The following is a 21,187-nucleotide window of genomic DNA, read 5'->3' as shown; positions in this document are numbered from 1 at the left end:
ATGATAAAGAGCAAAAATATACTTTGCTATGCTATAAGTATTTTCATAATGATATCAATTATCACAGGCTGTAGCATGCGGGAGGTAAATGATACTTCGGGAAAGGGCACAAATAAAGTGGAACTCCTTGTGTCTGCCGCCGCAAGCCTCTCGGAGGCAGCCAAGAATTTGACAGATTTATATAAAAAGGAAAAACCAAACGTAGATATTAAATTTTCCTTTGGTTCATCCGGAGCATTGGAAACCCAAATAGAAGAAGGAGCCCCGGCAGATATCTTTATTTCTGCGGCCCTTAAACAAATGAATGCACTTGAACAAAAAGGTTTGCTCCTTGAAGGTTCAAAAAAAGAACTTCTGGTTAACAAAGTAGTGATGATTTCACCAAAAGACAGCAAGATAAAGCTGTCACGGTTCCAAGACGCTGCATCTGACAGTGTATCCCGGATTGCACTGGGGGAGCCTGACAGTGTTCCGGCAGGACAGTATGCACAGGAGGTATTTACAACCTTGGGCATTTGGAACAAAGTAAAAGGCAAAGGTGTATTTGGAAGTGATGTCAGACAGGTGCTTACGTGGGTGGAGAACGGAGACGTGGACTGTGGAGTGGTCTATCAAACAGATGCCATAGCTTCTAAAAAAATAAATGTTGTTTGTGAGGCTCCAAAGGATACCCACAAGCCGGTTATTTACCCGGTAGCTGTTATAAAAAATAGTAAAAACCAACAGGAAGCCGGTGCATTTATAGACTTTATGACCACTGCACAGGCTGCCGCTGTATTTAAAAAGCATGGGTTTGAAATAAAATAAGATTGCATATAACAAGCTGTAAAAACAGCCTGCTTATATAGAGGAGGTGGGAACCATGGATTTATCTCCCCTTTACATTTCACTTAAAGTAGCGGTTATTGCAACAGTTATAACTGTTTTTACGGGAATCCTTTGCGCATACTATGTTATTAAATTAAAGAGAATCAAAGGGTTAATAGACGGATTGTTTACTCTCCCCATGGTTTTGCCCCCCACAGTTGTGGGCTTTTTTTTATTAATTCTTTTTGGAAGGAACAGCGTCATTGGAGGAGTATTGAGACAGGTAAACATAAGTGTTGTCTTCTCGTGGACGGGAGCAGTTATTGCTTCCTCAATAGTTTCTTTTCCGCTAATGTACCGGACTGCAAGAGGTGCGTTTGAGCAGTTTGATGAGAATCTCGTAAATGCCGCAAGAACCCTTGGAATGACAGAGTTAAAAATATTCTTGAGAATTATTGTCCCAAATGTTTACCCAGGATTAATAGCAGGAACAGTTCTTGCCTTTGCCAGAGCACTAGGAGAATTCGGAGCAACCATAATGCTTGCAGGTAATATTCCGGGAAAAACCCGTACCATGGCCGTTGCAGTATACACAGCAGTTCAGGCAGGAGACAGGGGGCAAGCATACAAGTGGGTCTTAATAATATGTGCTATGTCCTTTGGGTCAATGATTCTGATGAATTTCTGGAACACCAGACAACAATCAGGTAAAAAAGCCCATGAGGAGGAATTATAATGGCACTTTATGTAGACATAAAAAAAAGGCTTGGAAAATTCAATCTTGAAGTTCAATTCAATTCACAGCAGGGCATAATGTCTCTCCTCGGTTCCTCCGGCTCGGGTAAAAGCATGACATTGAAATGTATAGCGGGGATTGAAACTCCCGATGAAGGCAGGATAGTTCTTAAAGAACGTGTTTTGTTCGATTCTGAAAAGAAAATAAATCTGCCTCCTCAAAACCGAAGGGTGGGATACCTGTTTCAGAACTATGCACTTTTTCCTAATATGACAGTAGAAGAAAACATCGGTGCAGGAGTAAAGTTGCCTAAAAAAGAAAAGGAGATACAGGTAAAAGAAAAAATCAGGATGTTTTTTTTAGAAGGTATGGAAAAAAAGCGACCTTCACAGTTGTCCGGTGGGCAGCAGCAGAGGGTTGCCCTGGCAAGGATGCTTGCCTCAGAACCGGATATAATAATGCTGGATGAGCCATTTTCCGCACTGGACAGTTTTTTGAAATGGCAGCTGGAGCAGGAAATAATGGAAACCCTCTCAAAGTTCAATGGGACGGTGCTTCTTGTTTCGCATAACAGAAATGAGGTGTACCGTTTTTCTAATGATATAGCAGTAATAACTGAGGGGAAAATCGAAACCGTAAATAAGAAGGAGGATTTGTTTAATAATCCAAAAACCATTTCTTCAGCACTCCTGACAGGATGCAAAAATATATCTGCCGTAAAGCGGTTATCAGAAAATTCTCTATTGGCTATTGACTGGAACATAACATTGTTTTGTAACCGAAAAATACCCGAAAATATTAAATATGTGGGAATGAGAGCTCATTATTTCAAGTATTCGGAAAAAAACAATGGTACAAATGTAATGCCTTGCGAAGTGGTAAAAGTCATTGAAAATCCTTTTTCCTATATAATCATGCTTAAAAACAGAAACAAAAGTTCTAATGAAAACAATTCACAAATCAGATGGGAAGTTAATAAAGACATATGGAAGGAAATCTGTGAAAAGGCTTTGCCTGTTAATTTGTTTTTCCCGGAGGATTGTCTTTTACTTCTTACCCAATAATTCTCCGAGCATAATATCTGCAACTTCATTATTATATGTAGCTATTAATTTGAATATATGGTATATTTTACAAAGAAGTTTTGTTCGGGGGTTGCTATGGAGATTATATTATTATTATTCTTTTTTATTGTGTCGTTATTTATATTATATGGGGTGATACAATCGGCAATTGACGGCACTGAAACAGCCAAGGAAATCAGACAAATAAGAATAATATTGCAAAAGCAGTATGGAAAATCGCTAAAGGAGAATAAACCGAAGAATATACAACCGAATAGTAATTATGATATTATGGATATTCCGTATGATGCTTGTCCGGCATGCGGAGGAACCGTTAAGCCTGAAAATAATACTTGTCCGTCCTGCGGATTGAATCTGAACGGTAAAAACGGGTAGACAATATTAAAACAAAATTATATGATATCATAAAGCGGCTTTAATAGTCGCTTTTATATATTCTAATTTTGGAGGCATATTACCGTGGATCAGATACAGATTATAACCAACCAGATAATAATTCTTACACTTCTGGGACTGACAGGTTTTGCAGCAGGAAAAAGCGGGTTTTTGCCTGAAAATTCTCACAAATATATATCTGCCTTGATTCTGAAAATTACCATGCCGTTTCTGATATTTACAACCATGGGTAATTATACTTTTACCCGTGAAACACTGACAAACGGTTTATATATATTTATTTTCGGAGTAATTTTCATTCTTATTGCCGGAGTGATTGCTTTAGGCCAATGTAAAATATTAAGAATAAAAGAAAAGACAAAAAACATATATATTGCCCAATCAATGTTCGGAAATGTTATATTCATGGCATATCCTTTATTAAAAGCAATGTACGGGGACATAGGAATTGTTTATGCCATATTCTTTAATATTGCAAACGATGCAATACTATGGACTCTGGGAATATATCTATTTAATAAGCATAATACAAAAAACTGGAAGGATAACCTGCTTCACCTTATAAATCCTAATACACTTGCCTTTTTAGGCGGAATAGCAATGATATTCTTAAAATTCCAGTTCAAAATAGAAAAAACATTTGCTTTTAAAAAAATCTGGAGTGTATTTTATGAGGCTTTCAACGGGTTGGGACACACTACTATCTACCTGTCCATGGTATTTATCGGATTGATACTTTCCGGTATAACAATTACAGGCTTCAGTGATATTGTATCAAAGCTTAAATATTTTGTATTATCCATGTTCAAACTTCTTATAGTTCCGTTTGCAGCAATACTGTTTTTTACCGTTACAAAGGGAGTTTTCAATCCCTTTGTTGTCAGAATAGTTGTATTGCAACTGGCTATGCCTGCTTCAACAATTGTTTCTGCATTGGCACTTCAATATGATTCGGATTATAATGCGGCTACAGAAGGAATATTTGTTTCAACTATCCTCTCAATTTTTACACTTCCGTTAATAGTATATCTGCTTGGATAAAACATTCCGAATATTAAAAGTGAACGTTAAAAAAACGTTCGCTTTTTTTATTAGATTAATTGACAATACAACCTCTTTATTGGTAATATAAAAGCATAAAAAGACGAATTATTTTTGTGAAAATATAAAAAATGTTCATGAAAAAAAATAAAATACAGGGGGCAGATGTTATGTGTATTTCCAAGGATGCAAAGGTAGCTGTTATCATGGGAAGTGATTCAGACCTTTCAGTTATGAAAAGCTGTATTAAAATTTTAAAGGATTTCGAAATAGACTGTGAGGTAATGGTTTGTTCAGCGCACAGAACACCTGATAAAGCATCACAGTTTGCGAAAAATGCAGAGGCTAACGGTTTTGATGTTATCATTGCAGCAGCAGGAAAAGCAGCACATCTTCCGGGTGTACTGGCAGCTTACACACCACTTCCGGTTATCGGAGTACCGGTAAAATCCTCCACTATGGACGGATTGGATTCACTGCTGTCTATTGTTCAGATGCCTTCGGGAATTCCAGTAGCAACAGTAGCGGTAGACGGTGCCGACAATGCTGCATTGCTGGCAATACAGATTCTTTCGGTTGCATATCACGAATTAAGACATAAAATGATTGATTATAAAAAATCCCTTCAAGAAAAAGTCGAAAAGAAAAATGCAGAGCTTCAAAAAAAGCTTCTGGAAATTTAACTTTTAAATAAAATTTATAAATAAAATAGGAAAAGTGGTTTTGTTAATAGGCAAAGCCGCTCACATATCTGGATAAAAGGAGCTACCCATGTGTAATTTTGGTGATTGTTTGAAGTGCAGTAATCCTGATTGTTTTGATGAAAGAATGGATAAGATGCATGAAGAATGCGGCGTGTTTGGCGTGTATTCATTGGACGGCAATGAAGTAGATGTGGCCGGGTTAACATACTACGGTCTTTATTCACTCCAGCACAGAGGTCAGGAAAGTGCGGGAATAGCAGTAAGTGACAGGGAAACCATTGTATTTCACAAAGACATGGGACTGGTTCCCGAAATTTTTGACAAGGTAATGCTAAACCACTTGAAAGGTACTATGGCAATCGGACATGTTCGTTATTCCACTACAGGAGCAAGCAGGAGAGAAAATGCTCAACCTATAGTAGTAAGATCAAGGAACGGACAGTTGGCACTTGCTCACAACGGAAATATAGTAAATGCTTCTATACTCAGAGAACAGATGGAAAACAACGGTACAATATTTCAAACAACCAATGATACCGAAGTACTTATAAATCTTATAACTAAACACAGTATTACTTCAGAAACGCTGGAAGAAGCTGTGGAAAAAATGATGATGGACGTTAAAGGTTCATACGGGCTTATACTTATGACTGCTTCTAAAATGTTGGGAGTAAGGGACCCTTACGGAATAAGGCCTTTATGTATTGGTAAAACTGCCGGAGCATATGTACTGGCTTCCGAATCATGTGCATTGGACGCAGTAAATGCCGAATTTATCAGGGACGTTGAACCTGGTGAAATAGTAATTATTGAAAATAATGAAATCAGGTCTGTAAGGCCTTTTAACAAAAAAGATACCAAACTTTGCATATTCGAATTTGTATATTTCGCAAGACCGGACAGTGTTATAGATGGTGCAAGTGTTCAGCAATCCAGATATGAAGCAGGAAAACGTCTGGCAATAGAACATCCTGTAGAAGCTGATGTGGTAATTGGGGTTCCGGATTCAGGTATTTCTGCGGCAATCGGTTTTTCAAACCAAACCGGGATACCTTACGGCGAGGGTCTTGTGAAAAACAGGTACGTGGGCAGAACCTTTATTCAACCAAGTCAGGGTATGAGAGAAGTAGCTGTCAGGATAAAGCACAATGCCATAAAAAAATCAGTTGAAGGAAAAAGGGTTGTTATCATTGATGACTCTATTGTAAGAGGAACAACAACAAGAAGGATTGTGCAGATTCTTAAAAAAGCCGGTGCCAAGGAAGTTCACATGAGAGTAAGTTCCCCACCTATAAAATTTCCATGCTATTTCGGAATTGATATATCTTCCAGAAAGGAACTTGTGGCAGATAAGCTTTCGGTTGAAGAAATCAGAGAAATGATATGTGCTGACACGTTGGGTTATCTCAGTTTGGAAGGGCTTTTAAAAACTCCTATTGGCTCAAAACGAGGTTTTTGTTCAGCATGTCTTGATGGAAATTATCCTATTGAAGTTCCTGAAGAAGGAGATAAATTCAGCTGCGGCTGTTAAATAGATATTAACAAATTTCTTTGGAGGTAAATTGCATGACCACTTATAGAGAAGCAGGTGTAGATGTTGAGGCAGGTTATGAATCTGTCAAATTAATGAAGAATCATGTAAAGCGTACATTCAGGCCTGAGGTTATGACAGAACTGGGCGGCTTCGGAGGGCTTTTCAGTCTGGATAAATCTAAGTATGAACAGCCGGTATTGGTTTCAGGAACTGATGGAGTAGGGACAAAGCTGAAAATTGCATTTTTGACAGACAAGCATGATACTGTTGGTATTGACTGTGTTGCAATGTGTGTCAACGATGTAGTATGCAGCGGAGCGGAGCCGCTGTTTTTTCTGGATTATGTTGCAGTCGGTAAAAATTATCCCGAAAAGGTTGCGCAAATTGTAAAAGGGGTAGCGGATGGCTGCGTGATGTCAGGCTGTTCTCTTATAGGAGGAGAAACCGCTGAAATGCCTGGTTTTTATCCTGTTGATGAATACGATTTGGCAGGTTTTACAGTAGGAATTGTTGATAAAAACAAGATAATAGACGGTAAAAAAATCAAAGCAGGGGATAAATTAATTGGACTTCCGTCATCGGGAATTCACAGTAACGGATATTCTCTGGTAAGAAAGCTTATAAACCCTACTGAAAACAACCTTAAAGAATATGTTGAAAAGCTTGGTTGTACTTTGGGGGAAGAACTTTTAAAGCCAACAAAAATATACGTAAAAACAATCCTTGACCTTATAGAAAAATATGAAATAAAGGGAATATCCCATATTACTGGCGGAGGATTCATAGAGAATATTCCGAGAATGATTCCTGAGGGCTTGCGTGTTAAAATCCAAAATGGTTCATGGCCTGTTCTTCCGATATTTGATTTACTTAGAGACCTTGGCAATATGGCTGATAAAGACATTTTTAACACCTTCAATATGGGAATCGGAATGATTCTGGCTGTTGATGCACAAAAAGCGGATGAAATCATCAGTTACCTTGATTCCCAAGGTGAAAAGGCTTACCTTATCGGTTCAATTGCCGAAGGCGAAGCAGGGGTGGATATATGTTAAATGTAGGTATACTGGTATCAGGTGGAGGCTCAAACCTCCAGGCCATTATAGACAAGGTGGAAAGCGGCTACATTAAAAATGTCAGCATAGTTACAGTAGTTTCCAGCAGGCCTGATGCTTATGCTCTTGAAAGGGCAAAGAAACACGGTATCAAAGGTATATGTATATCCAGAAAAACTTTTAAAACCATAGAGGAATACGACGAAGCCCTGATAAGTCATTTTAAAGCACTCGAGGTTGATTTGGTTGTAATGGCAGGGTTCCTTTCGATACTTGGGGAACGTTTTACAAGGGCTTATGAAGGCAGGGTAATAAACATTCATCCTGCTTTGATTCCTTCTTTTTGCGGAAAGGGCTTTTATGGAATCATACCCCATCAGAAAGTACTTGAGTCAGGTGTCAAAGTTACCGGAGCCACAGTACATTTTGTTGAACTTGAGGCTGATGCTGGGCCTATAATACTTCAAAAAGCAGTTTATGTCGAGGATGAAGATACACCTGAAATTTTGCAAAAGAGAGTAATGGAACAGGCTGAGTGGGAAATATTACCAGAGGCAGTACGTCTTTTTGCAGAAAACAGGTTGGTAGTTGAAGGAAGACGAGTTAAGATAATTTAGTTTAAATAAAGTGATCGGAGGATATTTAAAATGATTAAGCGTGCATTAATAAGTGTTTCAGACAAAACAGGTATTGTTGAGTTTGCATCTACTCTGGCTTCAAAGGGTGTAGAGATAATTTCCACAGGAGGTACTGCAAAGGCTCTTTCAGAAGCAGGACTAAAGGTTATAAACATATCAGATATAACAGGTTTCCCGGAATGTCTTGACGGAAGGGTAAAAACTCTTCATCCAAAAGTTCATGCAGGACTCCTTGCAATAAGAAGCAACGAAGAACACATGAATCAGATAAAGGAACTGGGTGTTGAAACAATCGACATGGTAATAATAAACCTTTATCCCTTCAAACAGACAATTTTAAAAGGTAATGTAGAGTTGGAAGAAGCTATAGAAAACATTGACATAGGCGGCCCTACAATGCTTAGAGCAGCTGCTAAGAACTATCAGGATGTTGCAGTTATTGTTGATCCCGTTGATTATGAAAATGTACTAAGCGAAATGAACGAATCAGGAGATGTCAGTGTTAAGACAAAATTCAGACTGGCCTACAAGGTTTTTGAACACACAAGTCATTATGATACATTAATTGCAAAATATCTGAGAGACACTCTTGGAGATATTGATTTCCCTGAAACTTTATCACTTACCTATGAAAAGGTTCAGGAAATGCGTTACGGAGAAAACCCACATCAAAAAGCAGTATTCTATAAAGAAGTCGGAGCAAACAGAGGACTTCTCCCAAGTGCAATACAACTTCACGGTAAAGAACTTTCCTTTAATAATATAAATGATACTAATGGAGCTATTGAGCTTGTCAAGGAATTCGACGAGCCTACTGTTGTTGCAGTAAAGCATACAAACCCTTGCGGTGTTGGCAGTGCAGACAATATATATGATGCTTATATGAGAGCATATGAATCAGACCCTGTGTCTATATTCGGAGGAATTATTGCTGCAAACAGAGAAATTGACGTTAAGACAGCTGAAGAAATAAACAAGATCTTTGTTGAAATAGTTGTTGCACCTTCATATACAGATGAAGCATTGGCGGTTCTGACTCAAAAGAAAAACATAAGAGTATTGAAGCTCGAAAATATTACCGACAAGATATCACCTGATTCCTACGACATGAAAAAGGTTGCGGGCGGTTTACTGGTACAAAAATATAACAGTAAGCTGTTCAATCAGGATGAATTGAAATGTGTGACAAATGTACAGCCTACAAAGGAACAGATGGAAGACCTTATTTTTGCAATGAAGGTTGTAAAACATACAAAGTCAAATGGAATCACTCTTGCAAAAGGTAAGATGACCATTGGCGTGGGCCCCGGTCAGACAAACAGAATTGTACCTACAAAGGTAGCTATCGAATATGCAGGAGACAGATCACAGGGCGCTGTAATGGCATCAGATGCATTCTTCCCGTTCTCAGATTGTGTTGAAGCCGCCGCAGCTGCCGGAATAAAAGCTATAATTCAACCCGGTGGTTCAATAAAAGATCAGGAATCAATAGATGCATGCAATAAATACGGAATCGCAATGGTGTTTACAGGAATGAGACACTTTAAGCACTAAAAAAGCCTACCTCTTGTGTTGCAAAGGTTGATTACTTGCAGCACAAGAGGAATGAGACGTGGAGGTATATATGAAGGTTCTTGTAGTCGGTGGGGGAGGAAGAGAGCATACCATTGTGTGGAAGCTCGCACAAAGCCCTAAAATTACTAAATTATACTGTGCACCGGGAAACGGTGGAATTTCCGGAATTGCAGAAAGTGTTCCCATAAAAGCAATGGATTTAGACGGAATAGTAGCTTTTTCAAAAGAAAACAAAGTAGATATGGTTGTGGTTGCACCGGATGACCCTCTTGCAGCTGGGTTGGTTGACAAGCTGATGGAAGCAGGTATAAGGGCTTTCGGGCCTGTTAAGGCAGCCGCAATAATCGAAGGAAGCAAGGCATTTTCAAAGGATTTAATGAAAAAATACAACATACCTACAGCAGGCTATATGGTATTTGACAACTGCCCAGAGGCATTGCAATACCTGGATACCTGCTCGGCTCCTATTGTTGTAAAGGCTGACGGTCTTGCTCTGGGTAAAGGCGTTATAATTGCTCAGACCATACAGGAAGCAAAGGAAGCCGTAAACGGTATGATGAATGATAAGGTTTTCGGTGACGCCGGAAGCCGGGTTGTAATAGAAGAATTCATTCAGGGGCCTGAGGTTTCTATATTAGCATTTACAGACGGAAACACAATTGTCCCTATGGTTTCCTCACAGGACCATAAGCGTGCTTTTGATAACGACCAGGGACCGAATACAGGCGGTATGGGGACTTTTTCTCCAAGCCCTCTATATGATAAAAAGCTGGCTGACTACTGCATGAAGGAAATATTCATACCTACGGTAGAAGCTATGAACAAAGAAGGACGTAAATTTAAAGGAGTTCTATATTTTGGCTTGATGATAACTAAGGACGGCCCTAAGGTATTAGAATATAATGCCCGTTTCGGTGACCCTGAAACACAGGTTGTCCTACCAAGATTAAAGACTGACCTTCTAGACGTTTTTGAAGCAATCATTGACGAAAGACTAAGGGAAATAAAAATAGAATGGGATGACAATTCGGCTGTATGCGTAATAGCTGCTTCCGGCGGTTATCCGGGTAAGTATGCTACAGGAATCGAAGTAAACGGTATTGACAAGGCTGAAGAAAACAGTGAGACCATTGTGTTCCATGCAGGTACATCCTGCAAAGACGGCAAGTATTATACTGCCGGAGGACGTGTACTTGGTGTTACCGCCGTTGAAGCAACAATGGACAAAGCAATCCAAAAGGCATACGCAGGAATTGCAAAAATACAGTTTGAGGGTATGCACTACAGAAAAGATATTGGAAGAAAGTAATCTTTGAGATACAACTTATTATATACAAAAAAGGGAGATTAAAAAGCATTCAGCTTTTTAATCTCCCTTTTTGAACTTGTTTTAAATATTATCTCAATTTATATTTCTTTAGCTTGTTATCCAACTGCTTAACCAACTGATTCAAGCTTTCTGATGCAATCTTCATATCATCAATAATCTTAAGCTGATTTTCGGTAGTAGCAGCAACTTCCTCGCTTGACGCTGCTGTCTGCTGAGACACAGATGATATATTTTCTATTGCACTGATTACTTCGCTCTTGTCCGTTTGCATTTTAATAACTGCTTCGTTTACATCATTGATTTTTGAAACTATAAAATCAATCGCATTTGCAATATCACTGAAAGAGCTGTTTGTCTTATCAACAGCAATATTTTGTTCCTGAGATACCTTTTTCATTATTTCCATTGAAGATATAGCCAATGCGGATTCTTCCTGTATACTTTCCATCATATTGTTTATCTCTTCTGTTGACTTTCTGCTCTGATCAGCAAGCTTACGTACTTCATCGGCAACTACGGCAAAACCTTTTCCTGCTTCACCGGCTCTTGCAGCTTCGATGGCAGCGTTTAGAGCAAGGAGATTGGTTTGCTCGGCTATGTTTTCAATTGATTCAACGAAAAGGCCGATATCCTTTGTTGTATTTGTAAGCTTTTCAACAACGGCAAATATTTTTTCGGAAGTTTCATATGTTTCTTTTGACTTGTCTCTCAGAGTAGTAACTGCTTTCAAACCTACAGTATTCAAATCAATAATTTTATTGGTTTCATTTGTGATTCCACTGTAGCTTTCATATACAAAATTGATCTGATCAGAAAGCTTATCAACAACCTGAACACCCATTTGAGCTTCTGCAGCCTGTGCGGATGCACCTTTTGCTATTTCATCAATAGTTTTTGAGATTTCTTCAATAGCGTTTGATGCATTTTCGGCAGTAGAAGTTACTTTTCTGGATGCTTGTGTTATAGATAAGGAGAGATTAAAGAAACTTTCTATCAATGAGCGTATATCACTGATTACGATGTTAACTACAGAAGCTACGAAGCCTAGAATACCATATTGCTTAGGTTCAATCATTCGAGAAAAATCTCCGGACTTGAACCCATCAATATCTTTAGAGAATCTTTTGATAGTTGTTTTGTACTGTAACCCTGACAGAACTATGAAAGTTATACAGGATACAAGACATGCGAAGAAGGTATATACAGCAAATACAGGTTTGCCGCTGATAATACCGCCTACAATACATAAAACAATACTAATTATAGCACCAATACCGTATAAATTGGTGGAGCTACTTCTTTCCTCAGTTTTTTTCATAACGTGAATCCCCCCGATTTAGGTAAATATGTATTTGGTCTTAAATATATACTTCATTATACAACAATAATTCTAAATTGAAAATTAAATTCCTTCTGATATTAGAAATACTTTACAAATAAACAAAATTACCAGGTTGACATCTAGTGTATGATTGTATACAATTATACACACATACAAATATTCATTAATACATAAAAGCAATATCGTATGATATTTTGATATTTTTATTAATATTTTTTTGCAGGAGGTTTGATAAATGATAGAGTTCAACAAAAAATCTAATACATTGGAACAAACTCAGTATAAGTATTCACTTCAGGACATTTCAGAGCCAAATTTATATAGAGAGATATATAACTATGACGATGTCCCCAAGTGTGCCTTTAATCACCGTAGAGTACCTATGTACCCTGCCGATGAGATTTGGATAACAGATACTACTTTTAGAGACGGACAGCAGTCACGTGCGCCTTATACCGTAGAACAGATCGTTAAGCTTTACGAATATCTTCATCAGTTGGGAGGACCTAAGGGTTTAATCCGTCAAACTGAGTTTTTTCTCTACAGCGACAAGGATAAGGAAGCTGTATACAAATGTATGGAATTAGGTTATGATTTCCCGGAAATAACCAGTTGGATAAGGGCTTCAAAAAGCGATTTCAAACTTGCTAAAGACATGGGAATGAAAGAGACCGGCTTTTTGGTAAGCTGCTCCGATTATCATATTTTCAGAAAACTCAAAATGACCAGAAAACAGGCTATGGAGAGTTATCTGAGTGTTATAAAGGAAGCTATAAGCGTAGGTATTAAACCAAGATGCCATCTGGAAGATATAACAAGAGCTGATTTCTATGGATTTGTTATTCCTTTTGCATTAGAACTTAGAAAATTGATGGATGAAAGTGGAGTGCCTATAAAAATCAGGGCTTGCGATACAATGGGATATGGTGTTTCATACCCTGGTGCTGCTCTGCCAAGGAGTGTTCCCGGAATAATTTACGGTCTAAGGCATCATGCTGGCTTCCCAAGTGAATTACTTGAATGGCACGGTCATAACGATTTTTACAAGGCTGTCAGCAATTCTTCAACAGCTTGGTTATATGGCTGCTCGTCAGTTAACTGTTCCCTTCTCGGTATTGGAGAGAGGACAGGTAATACTCCTCTTGAAGCAATGGTATTTGAGTATGCATCACTGAGGGGAACAACTGATGGTATGGATACCAGAATTATTACTGAGATTGCAGAATACTATGAAAAAGAGCTTGATTATGAAATTCCACCGAGAACACCTTTCGTAGGAAGGCACTTCAACGTTACACAGGCAGGTATTCATGCGGACGGACTTTTGAAGGATGAGGAGATATATAATATTTTCAATACCGACAAGCTGCTTAACAGGCCAATAGGTGTTGCAATAACTCAGACATCCGGTCTTGCAGGAATTGCACTATGGATTAACAATAATTTCAGATTCAGAGGAAACGATTTAATTGACAAAAAAGATGAAAGAGTTGGAAAAATAAAAGAATGGGTAGATGCCCAGTACCAAGCAGGCAGAATTACCTCTATCAGCGATAAGGAAATGCTTAAAGGTATTAGGGAAATTGCACCTGATATTATTCCTTCTTGAAAAAATGGTATTTAACGTATGGCTTTTTTACGTAAAAATGTTATTATATTAAGCGGATACAAAAAACGTAAATCGTATTGATTAATATAATGAATTAGGGGGTAATTTTCATAATGGGTTTGAACTTGGCACAAAAAATTATCAAGAACCATTTGGTTAGCGGGGATATGGTTGCAGGAAATGAAATTTCTATAAATATTGACCAGACTCTTACACAGGATTCTACCGGAACAATGGCTTACTTGCAGTTTGAAGCTATTGGAATTCCAAGGGTTAAGACTAAAAAATCAGTAGCATATATCGATCACAACACTCTACAGGCAGGTTTTGAAAACGCTGATGACCACAAGTATATACAGACAGTTACTTCAAAGCACGGTATATACTTTTCAAAGCCCGGAAATGGCATATGCCATCAGGTACAGCTTGAACGTTTCGGAGTACCCGGAATGACACTGCTGGGATCTGACAGCCACACGCCAACCGGAGGCGGAATAGGAATGCTTGCTATAGGAGCCGGCGGTCTTGATGTTGCCGTTGCAATGGGCGGCGGACCATACTATCTCACAATGCCTAAGGTCTGTAAGGTTGAGCTAAAAGGACAGCTCAATCCATGGTCTACTGCAAAAGATATTATATTGGAAGTTTTGAGGGTAATGTCTGTTAAGGGTGGAGTTGGAAAGGTTGTTGAATACGCCGGAGAGGGTATAAAGACTCTTACCGTACCTGAGAGAGCAACCATTACAAATATGGGTGCAGAACTTGGTGCAACAACTTCAATTTTCCCAAGTGACGATGTAACACTGGAATTCCTTAAGGCTCAGGGAAGAGAGCAGGATTGGGTTGAACTTCTGCCGGATACTGATGCGGTATATGAAGAACATATCGTTATCGATTTATCAACTATTGAGCCAATGGCAGCAAAACCACACAGCCCTGACAATGTAGAAAAGATATCAACTATCGGGAAAATTAAAGTTGATCAGGTAGCAATAGGAAGCTGTACAAATTCTTCATACATGGATATGATGAAGGTGGCTGCAATATTAAAGGGCAAGACTATAAATCCAAATGTCAGCCTGGTAATTGCACCGGGTTCAAAGCAGGTTTTGACTATGCTTGCTCAAAACGGAGCTTTAGCGGATATGGTTGCAGCAGGAGCCAGAATTCTTGAGTCAGCATGCGGCCCATGTATCGGTATGGGACAAGCACCTTGCTCTGATGCAGTATCACTGAGAACATTTAACAGAAACTTTGAAGGAAGAAGCGGAACTACTTCTGCAAAGGTTTATCTGGTAAGTCCTGAAGTTGCTGCTGCAAGTGCACTTACAGGTGTATTAACCGATCCGAGAGAACTCGGAGAGGCTCCAAAGATAGAAATGCCTAAAGAGTTTGTTATAAATGATAATTTGGTTGTAGAACCTGCTCAGGAAGGAAGCGATGTAGAGGTTGTTAGAGGCCCGAATATCAAGCCTTTCCCAATAAACAAAGCACTCTCAGATAAAGTAGAGGGTAAAGCTCTGATAAAGGTTGGAGACAATATAACTACTGACCATATAATGCCTTCAAATGCTAAATTGCTTCCTTTCAGATCAAATGTTCCTTACCTTGCTGAATTCTGTCTGACTCCTTGTGATGCTGAATTCCCTGCAAGAGCAAAGGCCAATGGCGGCGGATTCATAATCGGAGGATCAAACTACGGACAGGGTTCAAGCAGAGAACATGCTGCTCTTGCACCATTGCAGCTTGGGATTAAGGGAGTTATTGCAAAATCCTTTGCAAGAATTCATATGGCTAACCTTATAAACTCTGGAATCATACCAATGACTTTTGAAAATGAAGCAGATTACGATAAAATAGATATGAATGATGAACTTGCAATAGATAATGCTATAGAACAGGTTAAAAATGCCGATACTATAGTTGTTAAGAATCTTACAAAGAATATACAGTTTAACGCAAAGGTTACCTTGTCAGACAGACAGGTGCAGATGATTCTTGCAGGCGGATTGCTTAACTATACCAAAGTAAACAATGGTTAAAAAAATATGCCCTAAGGGGAGTAAATAAAATGGCTAAGCTGGACTACGATGAAAGTGATAACTTAGTAAATTCATTAAGGGGCAGGGTTTTCAATCAGCTTCGCAAGCAGATTCTGACAGGAGCGTACAAACCCGGAGACAGTCTGATAGAGTTGCGTCTCTCAGAGGAGCTTGGAGTTAGCAGGACGCCTATACGTGAGGCAATCAGGCAGCTTGAACTTGAAGGCCTTGTAGTATCAATACCAAACAAAGGCGCAGTAGTAAAGGGTGTTACTGATCAGGACGTTGAAGACATATTTACTATCAGAACAATGATTGAAGGCCTTGCTGCCAGATGGGCAGCTGAAAAGATTACCGAGGAAGAGATTATTGAACTGAAAGAAGCTCTTGAATTTGAGGAGTTCTATACTATAAAGAACGACGCGGAGCATCTGATGAGATACGACTCCAAATTTCACGATATTATTTTCAGAGCCTGCAAGAGCAGACCTTTGATGCATATGCTGAGTACTTTTCATCACTATATACAAAATGCCAGAAATAATTCATTTGAGACACCGGGCAGACCGGCTAAAGCACTTGATGAACACCGTGCAATATTTGAGGCAATAATCAGGAAAGACGGAGAAACTGCTGAGAAGCTGACAGTAGAGCATATCAGAAACGCCAGCAGGATTTTCAATGAAAAACATCAGAAATAAGAAAATGGGCGACAAAGAAATCAGACATCCATTCACCATTAAATGGTTAGATGTCTGATTTCTTTTAAGTTACTGTAGAAAACAAAGGTATACGCCCAGACGTTTTACCTTTCACCATGCTCCTTTACAGAAGCTGTATGCTCCTTTACAGAAGCTGTATGCTTCTTTTTCGGTGTTAACTGTCGTTCCTGATTTTGCTGTTGGCTGTGTCACTCTCATTTTGTCCAGTATATATCTATCTAGTCTTACACCGTTATTTCATTTCAAACGTATGCGTCTCGTATTGGTACTTATCCAAATAGCTATATCCGCGAAGGATGACCTCACTTGGCAATTTCTCCATTGCCTGCAGTGAAATCTTTTCGATATAGTGAGTGTCATCGATTTCCTCAATGCCGCCGCCTGAAGCGGCACCGTTAGGAATGCGTTCGCCGTATATGTCAAGAAATTCAAACAATATACCGTCGGTTTCGGTGTATTTTTCTTTGTCTAAGACAGTGAACTCAACTTCCGCATAGGTTGACATAGCCGAACTTTTGAGCGTGATTTTGTCCACCCGAACTCCGCATTTCCCGTAGACGGCGGGTTCTTTGCTGGTTTTGGTTTCTTTAGTCCCGGTATTTTTGAGCGTGACTGAGAGTGTTGTATCTTTTCTGCTGTCCATATCTCTCGTGTACTTATCGTTTTCCATGACAAAAGGAACGGCAACACATTTAAATTCTACATCCGGCGCAGTGAAATCACCTTCATAACGCCCGTCGAGCATATATACAAGGGTTCCGTCTTCTTCAAGCAGATAAGAGATGGAGCAGTTAGCGTCATTGATGATAACGGATGTTTGAAACATAACTTTATGGTTTTTACGGGCGTAATCGGCAATCGTACCGGTTTCCCCGCTGAATATCGGACCCATATTTGCGATTTGGTCGGACGGATAGGCATCGGGACCCAGCAGCAGGTAATCGGGCGAAGAGGGCTTGACGTCGAGGACGATATAGACGCTCTGCCCGTCATATACGGCTTCGCGTATTGTAAAAGCCGCAATATCGGTTTTGTTGCCTTCTTGAGGCACTACTTTTTGTACAATTGAGGAGGCTTCGGGCAAAACCTTTACATTAGTTCTTATTCCGCTCAGGAAATCAAGGATTCCCCAAGTATTAGTAAAAGCCAAAGCAGTCCCGGCAGACAGTATGCAGATAATGGTAATAACAGCTGCCAGTCGCAAGTATATTTTTTTCACAGGTTTTCCGTCCTTTTTTGATTGGATACCTGTCAGGATATGATGTACATTGTTGACAAAGTTGTTATCAGCCTGACCGAAAGCGTTCTTTAATTCTTTCATATCTCGCATGGCAATTGAACCTCCTCGGATAATAATATTTTTAGTTTCTGTCGCCCGCGCAGCATGCGTGATTTCACTGTGCCTTGGGGACATCGTAAAATTTGAGCAATTTCACCTATTGAAAAACCTTCAATATAGTGCAGTATAATGGGCATACGGAGCGTTTCATCTATACTGAACAGCGCATCATGCAGCTCATAATTGGCATCCGCAGGCGCAACTCGTTCAGGCACTTCATTCAGCGGCAATTCTCGGCCTTTTTTTCTCTGAATATTATGGCATTCGTTGATCAGAATACGGATCACCCAAGTCTGCATATAGCGCTCATCTTTGAGTTGATTTCGCTTCTTCCACGCCTTATACAAACATTCCTGAACCGCCTCGTCTCGGTCACAGCTTTGTGATAATTGTGCATAACTGACGCGATACAGTGTTTGCATCATTGCGACGATGCGTGTTGAAAATTCGACACATGTCACTCTTTTATCCCCCTTGTGATTCTTGTTATTTTTGACCGGTCAGCTATTAGACGGCCAAGAACTGCCTTTGGTTTTCACATATAATGTTTTTTCTTATTTTATATTCTTTTCCTGAGTAAGACAATTTATCGCTAAGACAAGCATGTTCCCTCCCGCCTTTACGCAGCTTACGCCTCAATGACATGGGTTGCCTCAAAAGCTTTCGAAAGGGAGGTGGTTCTTTGAAGAAGAAAAAACAATGCTTGGCCTTGACAGTGTTTCGAGGCTCGAAGGACTGCGAGCATATTTTAAGGGAAATGACAAGACTTTTTATTTGAGTACAAAAAAAGAAACCTTGCAAATATGCAAAGCTTCTTTTTGGTGACCCATAGGGGATTCGAACCCCTGTTACCGCCGTGAGAGGGCGGTGTCTTAGGCCACTTGACCAATGGGCCATTTTTTCAATGACAAAAGCTATTATAGCATGGCAATTTCTATTTTTCAAGTGCGGTTTACAAAATTTTATAAAATCTTTTATAAGTATGTGTTATAATAACTCCTGTAAAAATTTAAACATAGGAGTTATATTTGTAATATGAAGCTACCGATTGAATTTGTTGAGAAAATGCAAGGTCTGATGGGTGAAGAATTCGACAGCTACCTTGAATCATATAAAAAACCAAGATTTTATGGTCTCAGAGTAAATACTTTGAAGATATCAGTGGAAGAATTCTTAAAAATAGCACCGTTTCATCTTGAACCTGTACCGTGGACCAAGGATGGCTTTTATTATCAGGAGGGAGATAATCCGGGGAGGCACCCGTATTATTATGCAGGCTTATACTATATTCAGGAACCCAGTGCCATGCTTCCGGGAGCTGTTATAGGAGTAAAGCCTGGAGAAAGGGTTTTAGACCTTTGTGCCGCACCGGGAGGTAAGACTGTCCAAATGGCTGCACAGATGCAAGGACAAGGTTTGCTGGTGGCTAATGATATAAATTCGGAGAGAGTAAAGGCACTGGTAAAGAATGTTGAGCTGGCAGGGGTGAAAAATGCTATAGTTCTCAATGAAACCCCGGATAAACTGGCTGTAAACTTTCAGAATTACTTTGACAAAATAATGGTTGATGCGCCCTGTTCAGGTGAAGGAATGTTTCGTAAGGACGAAGATGCCATAAAAAGCTGGGAAAAATTTAAATGTGAAAAGTGCTGCGGAATGCAGTGGGATATTCTACAGAAGGTTGATACCATGTTAAAGACGGGAGGCATTATACTATATTCAACCTGTACCTTCTCACCTGAAGAGGATGAGTTAATGATAGAAAGGTTTATGGACGAACATAAAGGTAGCTACGAACTGCTGGAAATACCAAAAGCCGGTGGCATTGAGGGAGGCCGTACTCAATGGTCAAAAGGAGGATATGACTTTGGTAAAGCTGCCCGTCTATGGCCTCATAAACTCAATGGCGAAGGGCATTTTGCAGCATTGCTGAGAAAAAAAGATTCCTCAGAAAACTCAAACAGGAGTGAAAATGCAGTATACAAGTCTGTAGATAAGTCTCAAGCCTTAAAAGTAAATGACACAAAAGATGTAAAACAATTCAACTCTCAGTTGGGTGAATTTGTTGAAAATAACACAAACCTGAGTCTAGAGGGATATTTATTTCAAAAGGGTGCCAATCTGTATCATTTGCCCGTTGAATGTCCTGATTTATCGGGACTAAAGGTTGCAAAATTTGGCTGGTATCTTGGCGAAATTGGAAACAAAGGTTTTATACCTTCCCATTCATTGGCAGTATCAATGAATATAAGGGAACTAAAGAATATTATAAGCTTCAGGTCTGATTCACGTGAGGTTAACAGTTATTTGAAGGGTGAAACGCTGATGGTTTCAGGTGAAAAAGGTTATACTGGTGTTTGTGTGGATGAATTTCCTCTTGGATGGGCTAAGCAAACCGGAGATATGCTTAAAAATCTATATCCCAAAGGGTGGAGAAAGATGTCCTAAGCTGCTAAATTCCTATAAAAAAGGAGAGTATATTTTGAAACAGAAACAACGGTTGGATAAGATTATTTCAAATTTTGGATTCGGTTCAAGAAATGATATAAAGAGTGCTGTTAAAAAAGGTCTGGTTACAGTTGACGGGCAGATCGTAAAAGACAGCGGAATTCATGTCGACCCTGAAGCAAGTATTATTGAAATAAACGGAGAAAGGCTGAATTACCGCAAGTTTATATACATCATGATGAATAAGCCCCAGGGAGTTATTTCGGCTACTAGCGACAGAAAGCAAAGAACTGTCTTTGACATTCTGCCAGAAGAATACAAATGCTTTGATCTTTTCCCGGCAGGAAGACTGGATATAGATACAGAAGGTCTTGTACTGATGACAAATGACGGTCAGCTGTCCCATGAAATTCTTTCTCCCAAAAAACATGTTCCAAAGCAGTATTATGCAAAAGTGCTCGGAAGGGTTAATCAGGATGATGCAGAAGCCTTCAGTAATGGTGTAACTCTTGACGATGGGTACAAGACGCTTCCGGCGACTTTGGAAATATTAAAATCCGATGATTTATCAGAAATAAAGCTCACAATAGTAGAAGGAAAATTCCATCAGGTAAAGAGAATGTTTGAGGCTGTAGGCAAAAAAGTAATTTATTTAAAACGACTCAGCATGGGAAACCTTAGATTGGATGTGAATTTAAAACTTGGGGAATGTAAGGAACTTGGAGAAAGTGACATTGAACTGCTGAAGCAAGCAGTAATTATTGATAATAAAAATTAGTTGAGG

General features: G+C 39.3%; 19 protein-coding genes and 1 tRNA gene. 16 read left to right on the top strand and 4 right to left on the bottom strand.

What is annotated here, in order from left to right; all coding sequences use genetic code 11:
- From modA to purD, 11 genes are all read left to right on the top strand, one after another.
- The gene (gene modA, locus CLO1100_RS12525; RefSeq protein ID WP_014314121.1) at nucleotides 1-807 is read left to right on the top strand and encodes a molybdate ABC transporter substrate-binding protein; all 807 of its coding nucleotides are present in this window, start codon (nucleotides 1-3) and stop codon (nucleotides 805-807) included.
- 55 nt (nucleotides 808-862) lie between these two features.
- Nucleotides 863-1,543, top strand: a complete 681-nt coding sequence (gene modB, locus CLO1100_RS12520) for a molybdate ABC transporter permease subunit (protein ID WP_014314120.1) — start codon at nucleotides 863-865, stop codon at nucleotides 1,541-1,543.
- Nucleotides 1,543-2,607: an ATP-binding cassette domain-containing protein gene (locus tag CLO1100_RS12515; protein ID WP_014314119.1), complete on the top strand. Its 1,065-nt coding sequence runs from the start codon at nucleotides 1,543-1,545 to the stop codon at nucleotides 2,605-2,607. Before modB ends, CLO1100_RS12515 begins: the two co-directional genes overlap by 1 nt.
- 96 nt (nucleotides 2,608-2,703) lie before the next feature.
- Nucleotides 2,704-3,003 (top strand): hypothetical protein, encoded by a 300-nt coding sequence (locus CLO1100_RS12510; protein WP_014314118.1) that lies wholly within the window; start codon nucleotides 2,704-2,706, stop codon nucleotides 3,001-3,003.
- A gap of 84 nt (nucleotides 3,004-3,087) precedes the next feature.
- Nucleotides 3,088-4,065, top strand: coding sequence for an AEC family transporter (locus tag CLO1100_RS12505; protein WP_014314117.1), 978 nt, complete (start codon nucleotides 3,088-3,090; stop codon nucleotides 4,063-4,065).
- 170 nt (nucleotides 4,066-4,235) lie between these two features.
- On the top strand, nucleotides 4,236-4,748 hold the full coding sequence (gene purE, locus CLO1100_RS12500) for a 5-(carboxyamino)imidazole ribonucleotide mutase (RefSeq protein ID WP_014314116.1): 513 nt from the start codon (nucleotides 4,236-4,238) through the stop codon (nucleotides 4,746-4,748).
- An 88-nt stretch (nucleotides 4,749-4,836) separates the two neighbouring features.
- Nucleotides 4,837-6,300 carry an amidophosphoribosyltransferase gene (gene purF, locus CLO1100_RS12495; RefSeq protein ID WP_014314115.1) on the top strand — a complete coding sequence of 488 codons (1,464 nt, stop codon included), beginning with the start codon at nucleotides 4,837-4,839 and terminating at the stop codon, nucleotides 6,298-6,300.
- A gap of 35 nt (nucleotides 6,301-6,335) precedes the next feature.
- Nucleotides 6,336-7,358: a phosphoribosylformylglycinamidine cyclo-ligase gene (gene purM, locus CLO1100_RS12490; protein WP_014314114.1), complete on the top strand. Its 1,023-nt coding sequence runs from the start codon at nucleotides 6,336-6,338 to the stop codon at nucleotides 7,356-7,358.
- On the top strand, nucleotides 7,352-7,975 hold the full coding sequence (gene purN / locus CLO1100_RS12485) for a phosphoribosylglycinamide formyltransferase (RefSeq protein WP_014314113.1): 624 nt from the start codon (nucleotides 7,352-7,354) through the stop codon (nucleotides 7,973-7,975). The genes purM and purN overlap by 7 nt, the downstream gene beginning before the upstream one ends.
- A gap of 30 nt (nucleotides 7,976-8,005) precedes the next feature.
- Nucleotides 8,006-9,550 carry a bifunctional phosphoribosylaminoimidazolecarboxamide formyltransferase/IMP cyclohydrolase gene (purH, locus tag CLO1100_RS12480; RefSeq protein ID WP_014314112.1) on the top strand — a complete coding sequence of 515 codons (1,545 nt, stop codon included), beginning with the start codon at nucleotides 8,006-8,008 and terminating at the stop codon, nucleotides 9,548-9,550.
- A 70-nt stretch (nucleotides 9,551-9,620) separates the two neighbouring features.
- Nucleotides 9,621-10,880, top strand: a complete 1,260-nt coding sequence (gene purD / locus CLO1100_RS12475; RefSeq protein WP_014314111.1) for a phosphoribosylamine--glycine ligase — start codon at nucleotides 9,621-9,623, stop codon at nucleotides 10,878-10,880.
- An 88-nt stretch (nucleotides 10,881-10,968) separates the two neighbouring features.
- Here the strand turns inward: purD and CLO1100_RS12470 are convergent, their stop codons facing one another.
- Nucleotides 10,969-12,219 (bottom strand): methyl-accepting chemotaxis protein, encoded by a 1,251-nt coding sequence (locus CLO1100_RS12470; RefSeq protein WP_014314110.1) that lies wholly within the window; start codon nucleotides 12,217-12,219, stop codon nucleotides 10,969-10,971.
- A 259-nt stretch (nucleotides 12,220-12,478) separates the two neighbouring features.
- Here CLO1100_RS12470 and CLO1100_RS12465 point away from each other — a divergent pair, with 259 nt between their 5' ends.
- The 3 genes from CLO1100_RS12465 (at nucleotide 12,479) to CLO1100_RS12455 (ending at nucleotide 16,595) form a co-directional block, all read left to right on the top strand.
- Entirely contained in the window at nucleotides 12,479-13,852 is a 1,374-nt protein-coding gene (locus CLO1100_RS12465; protein WP_014314109.1) for a 2-isopropylmalate synthase, read from the top strand.
- Between the two features lie 113 nt (nucleotides 13,853-13,965).
- Nucleotides 13,966-15,894 carry an aconitate hydratase gene (locus CLO1100_RS12460; RefSeq protein ID WP_014314108.1) on the top strand — a complete coding sequence of 643 codons (1,929 nt, stop codon included), beginning with the start codon at nucleotides 13,966-13,968 and terminating at the stop codon, nucleotides 15,892-15,894.
- Between the two features lie 29 nt (nucleotides 15,895-15,923).
- Nucleotides 15,924-16,595: a GntR family transcriptional regulator gene (locus CLO1100_RS12455; RefSeq protein ID WP_014314107.1), complete on the top strand. Its 672-nt coding sequence runs from the start codon at nucleotides 15,924-15,926 to the stop codon at nucleotides 16,593-16,595.
- 253 nt (nucleotides 16,596-16,848) lie between these two features.
- Here the strand turns inward: CLO1100_RS12455 and CLO1100_RS12450 are convergent, their stop codons facing one another.
- The 3 genes from CLO1100_RS12450 to CLO1100_RS12440 form a co-directional block, all read right to left on the bottom strand.
- Nucleotides 16,849-17,946: a DUF4179 domain-containing protein gene (locus CLO1100_RS12450; protein ID WP_014314106.1), complete on the bottom strand. Its 1,098-nt coding sequence runs from the start codon at nucleotides 17,944-17,946 to the stop codon at nucleotides 16,849-16,851.
- A complete protein-coding gene (locus CLO1100_RS12445) occupies nucleotides 17,934-18,416 on the bottom strand; it encodes an RNA polymerase sigma factor (RefSeq protein WP_014314105.1) in 483 nt (160 codons plus the stop codon). Before CLO1100_RS12445 ends, CLO1100_RS12450 begins: the two co-directional genes overlap by 13 nt.
- Nucleotides 18,417-18,774: 358 nt before the next feature.
- Nucleotides 18,775-18,850: transfer RNA gene (locus tag CLO1100_RS12440), tRNA-Glu, on the bottom strand.
- A gap of 140 nt (nucleotides 18,851-18,990) precedes the next feature.
- Here CLO1100_RS12440 and CLO1100_RS12435 point away from each other — a divergent pair.
- Both CLO1100_RS12435 and CLO1100_RS12430 read left to right on the top strand, forming a co-directional pair.
- Nucleotides 18,991-20,403, top strand: coding sequence for an RsmB/NOP family class I SAM-dependent RNA methyltransferase (locus CLO1100_RS12435; RefSeq protein ID WP_014314104.1), 1,413 nt, complete (start codon nucleotides 18,991-18,993; stop codon nucleotides 20,401-20,403).
- A gap of 34 nt (nucleotides 20,404-20,437) precedes the next feature.
- The gene (locus CLO1100_RS12430) at nucleotides 20,438-21,181 is read left to right on the top strand and encodes a pseudouridine synthase (RefSeq protein ID WP_014314103.1); all 744 of its coding nucleotides are present in this window, start codon (nucleotides 20,438-20,440) and stop codon (nucleotides 21,179-21,181) included.
- The last annotated feature ends 6 nt before the right edge of the window (nucleotides 21,182-21,187 follow it).

Source organism: Clostridium sp. BNL1100, assembly GCF_000244875.1.
Taxonomy (GTDB): Bacteria; Bacillota; Clostridia; order Acetivibrionales; family DSM-1351; genus Ruminiclostridium.
This window is presented reverse-complemented; position numbering and strand designations above follow the sequence as displayed.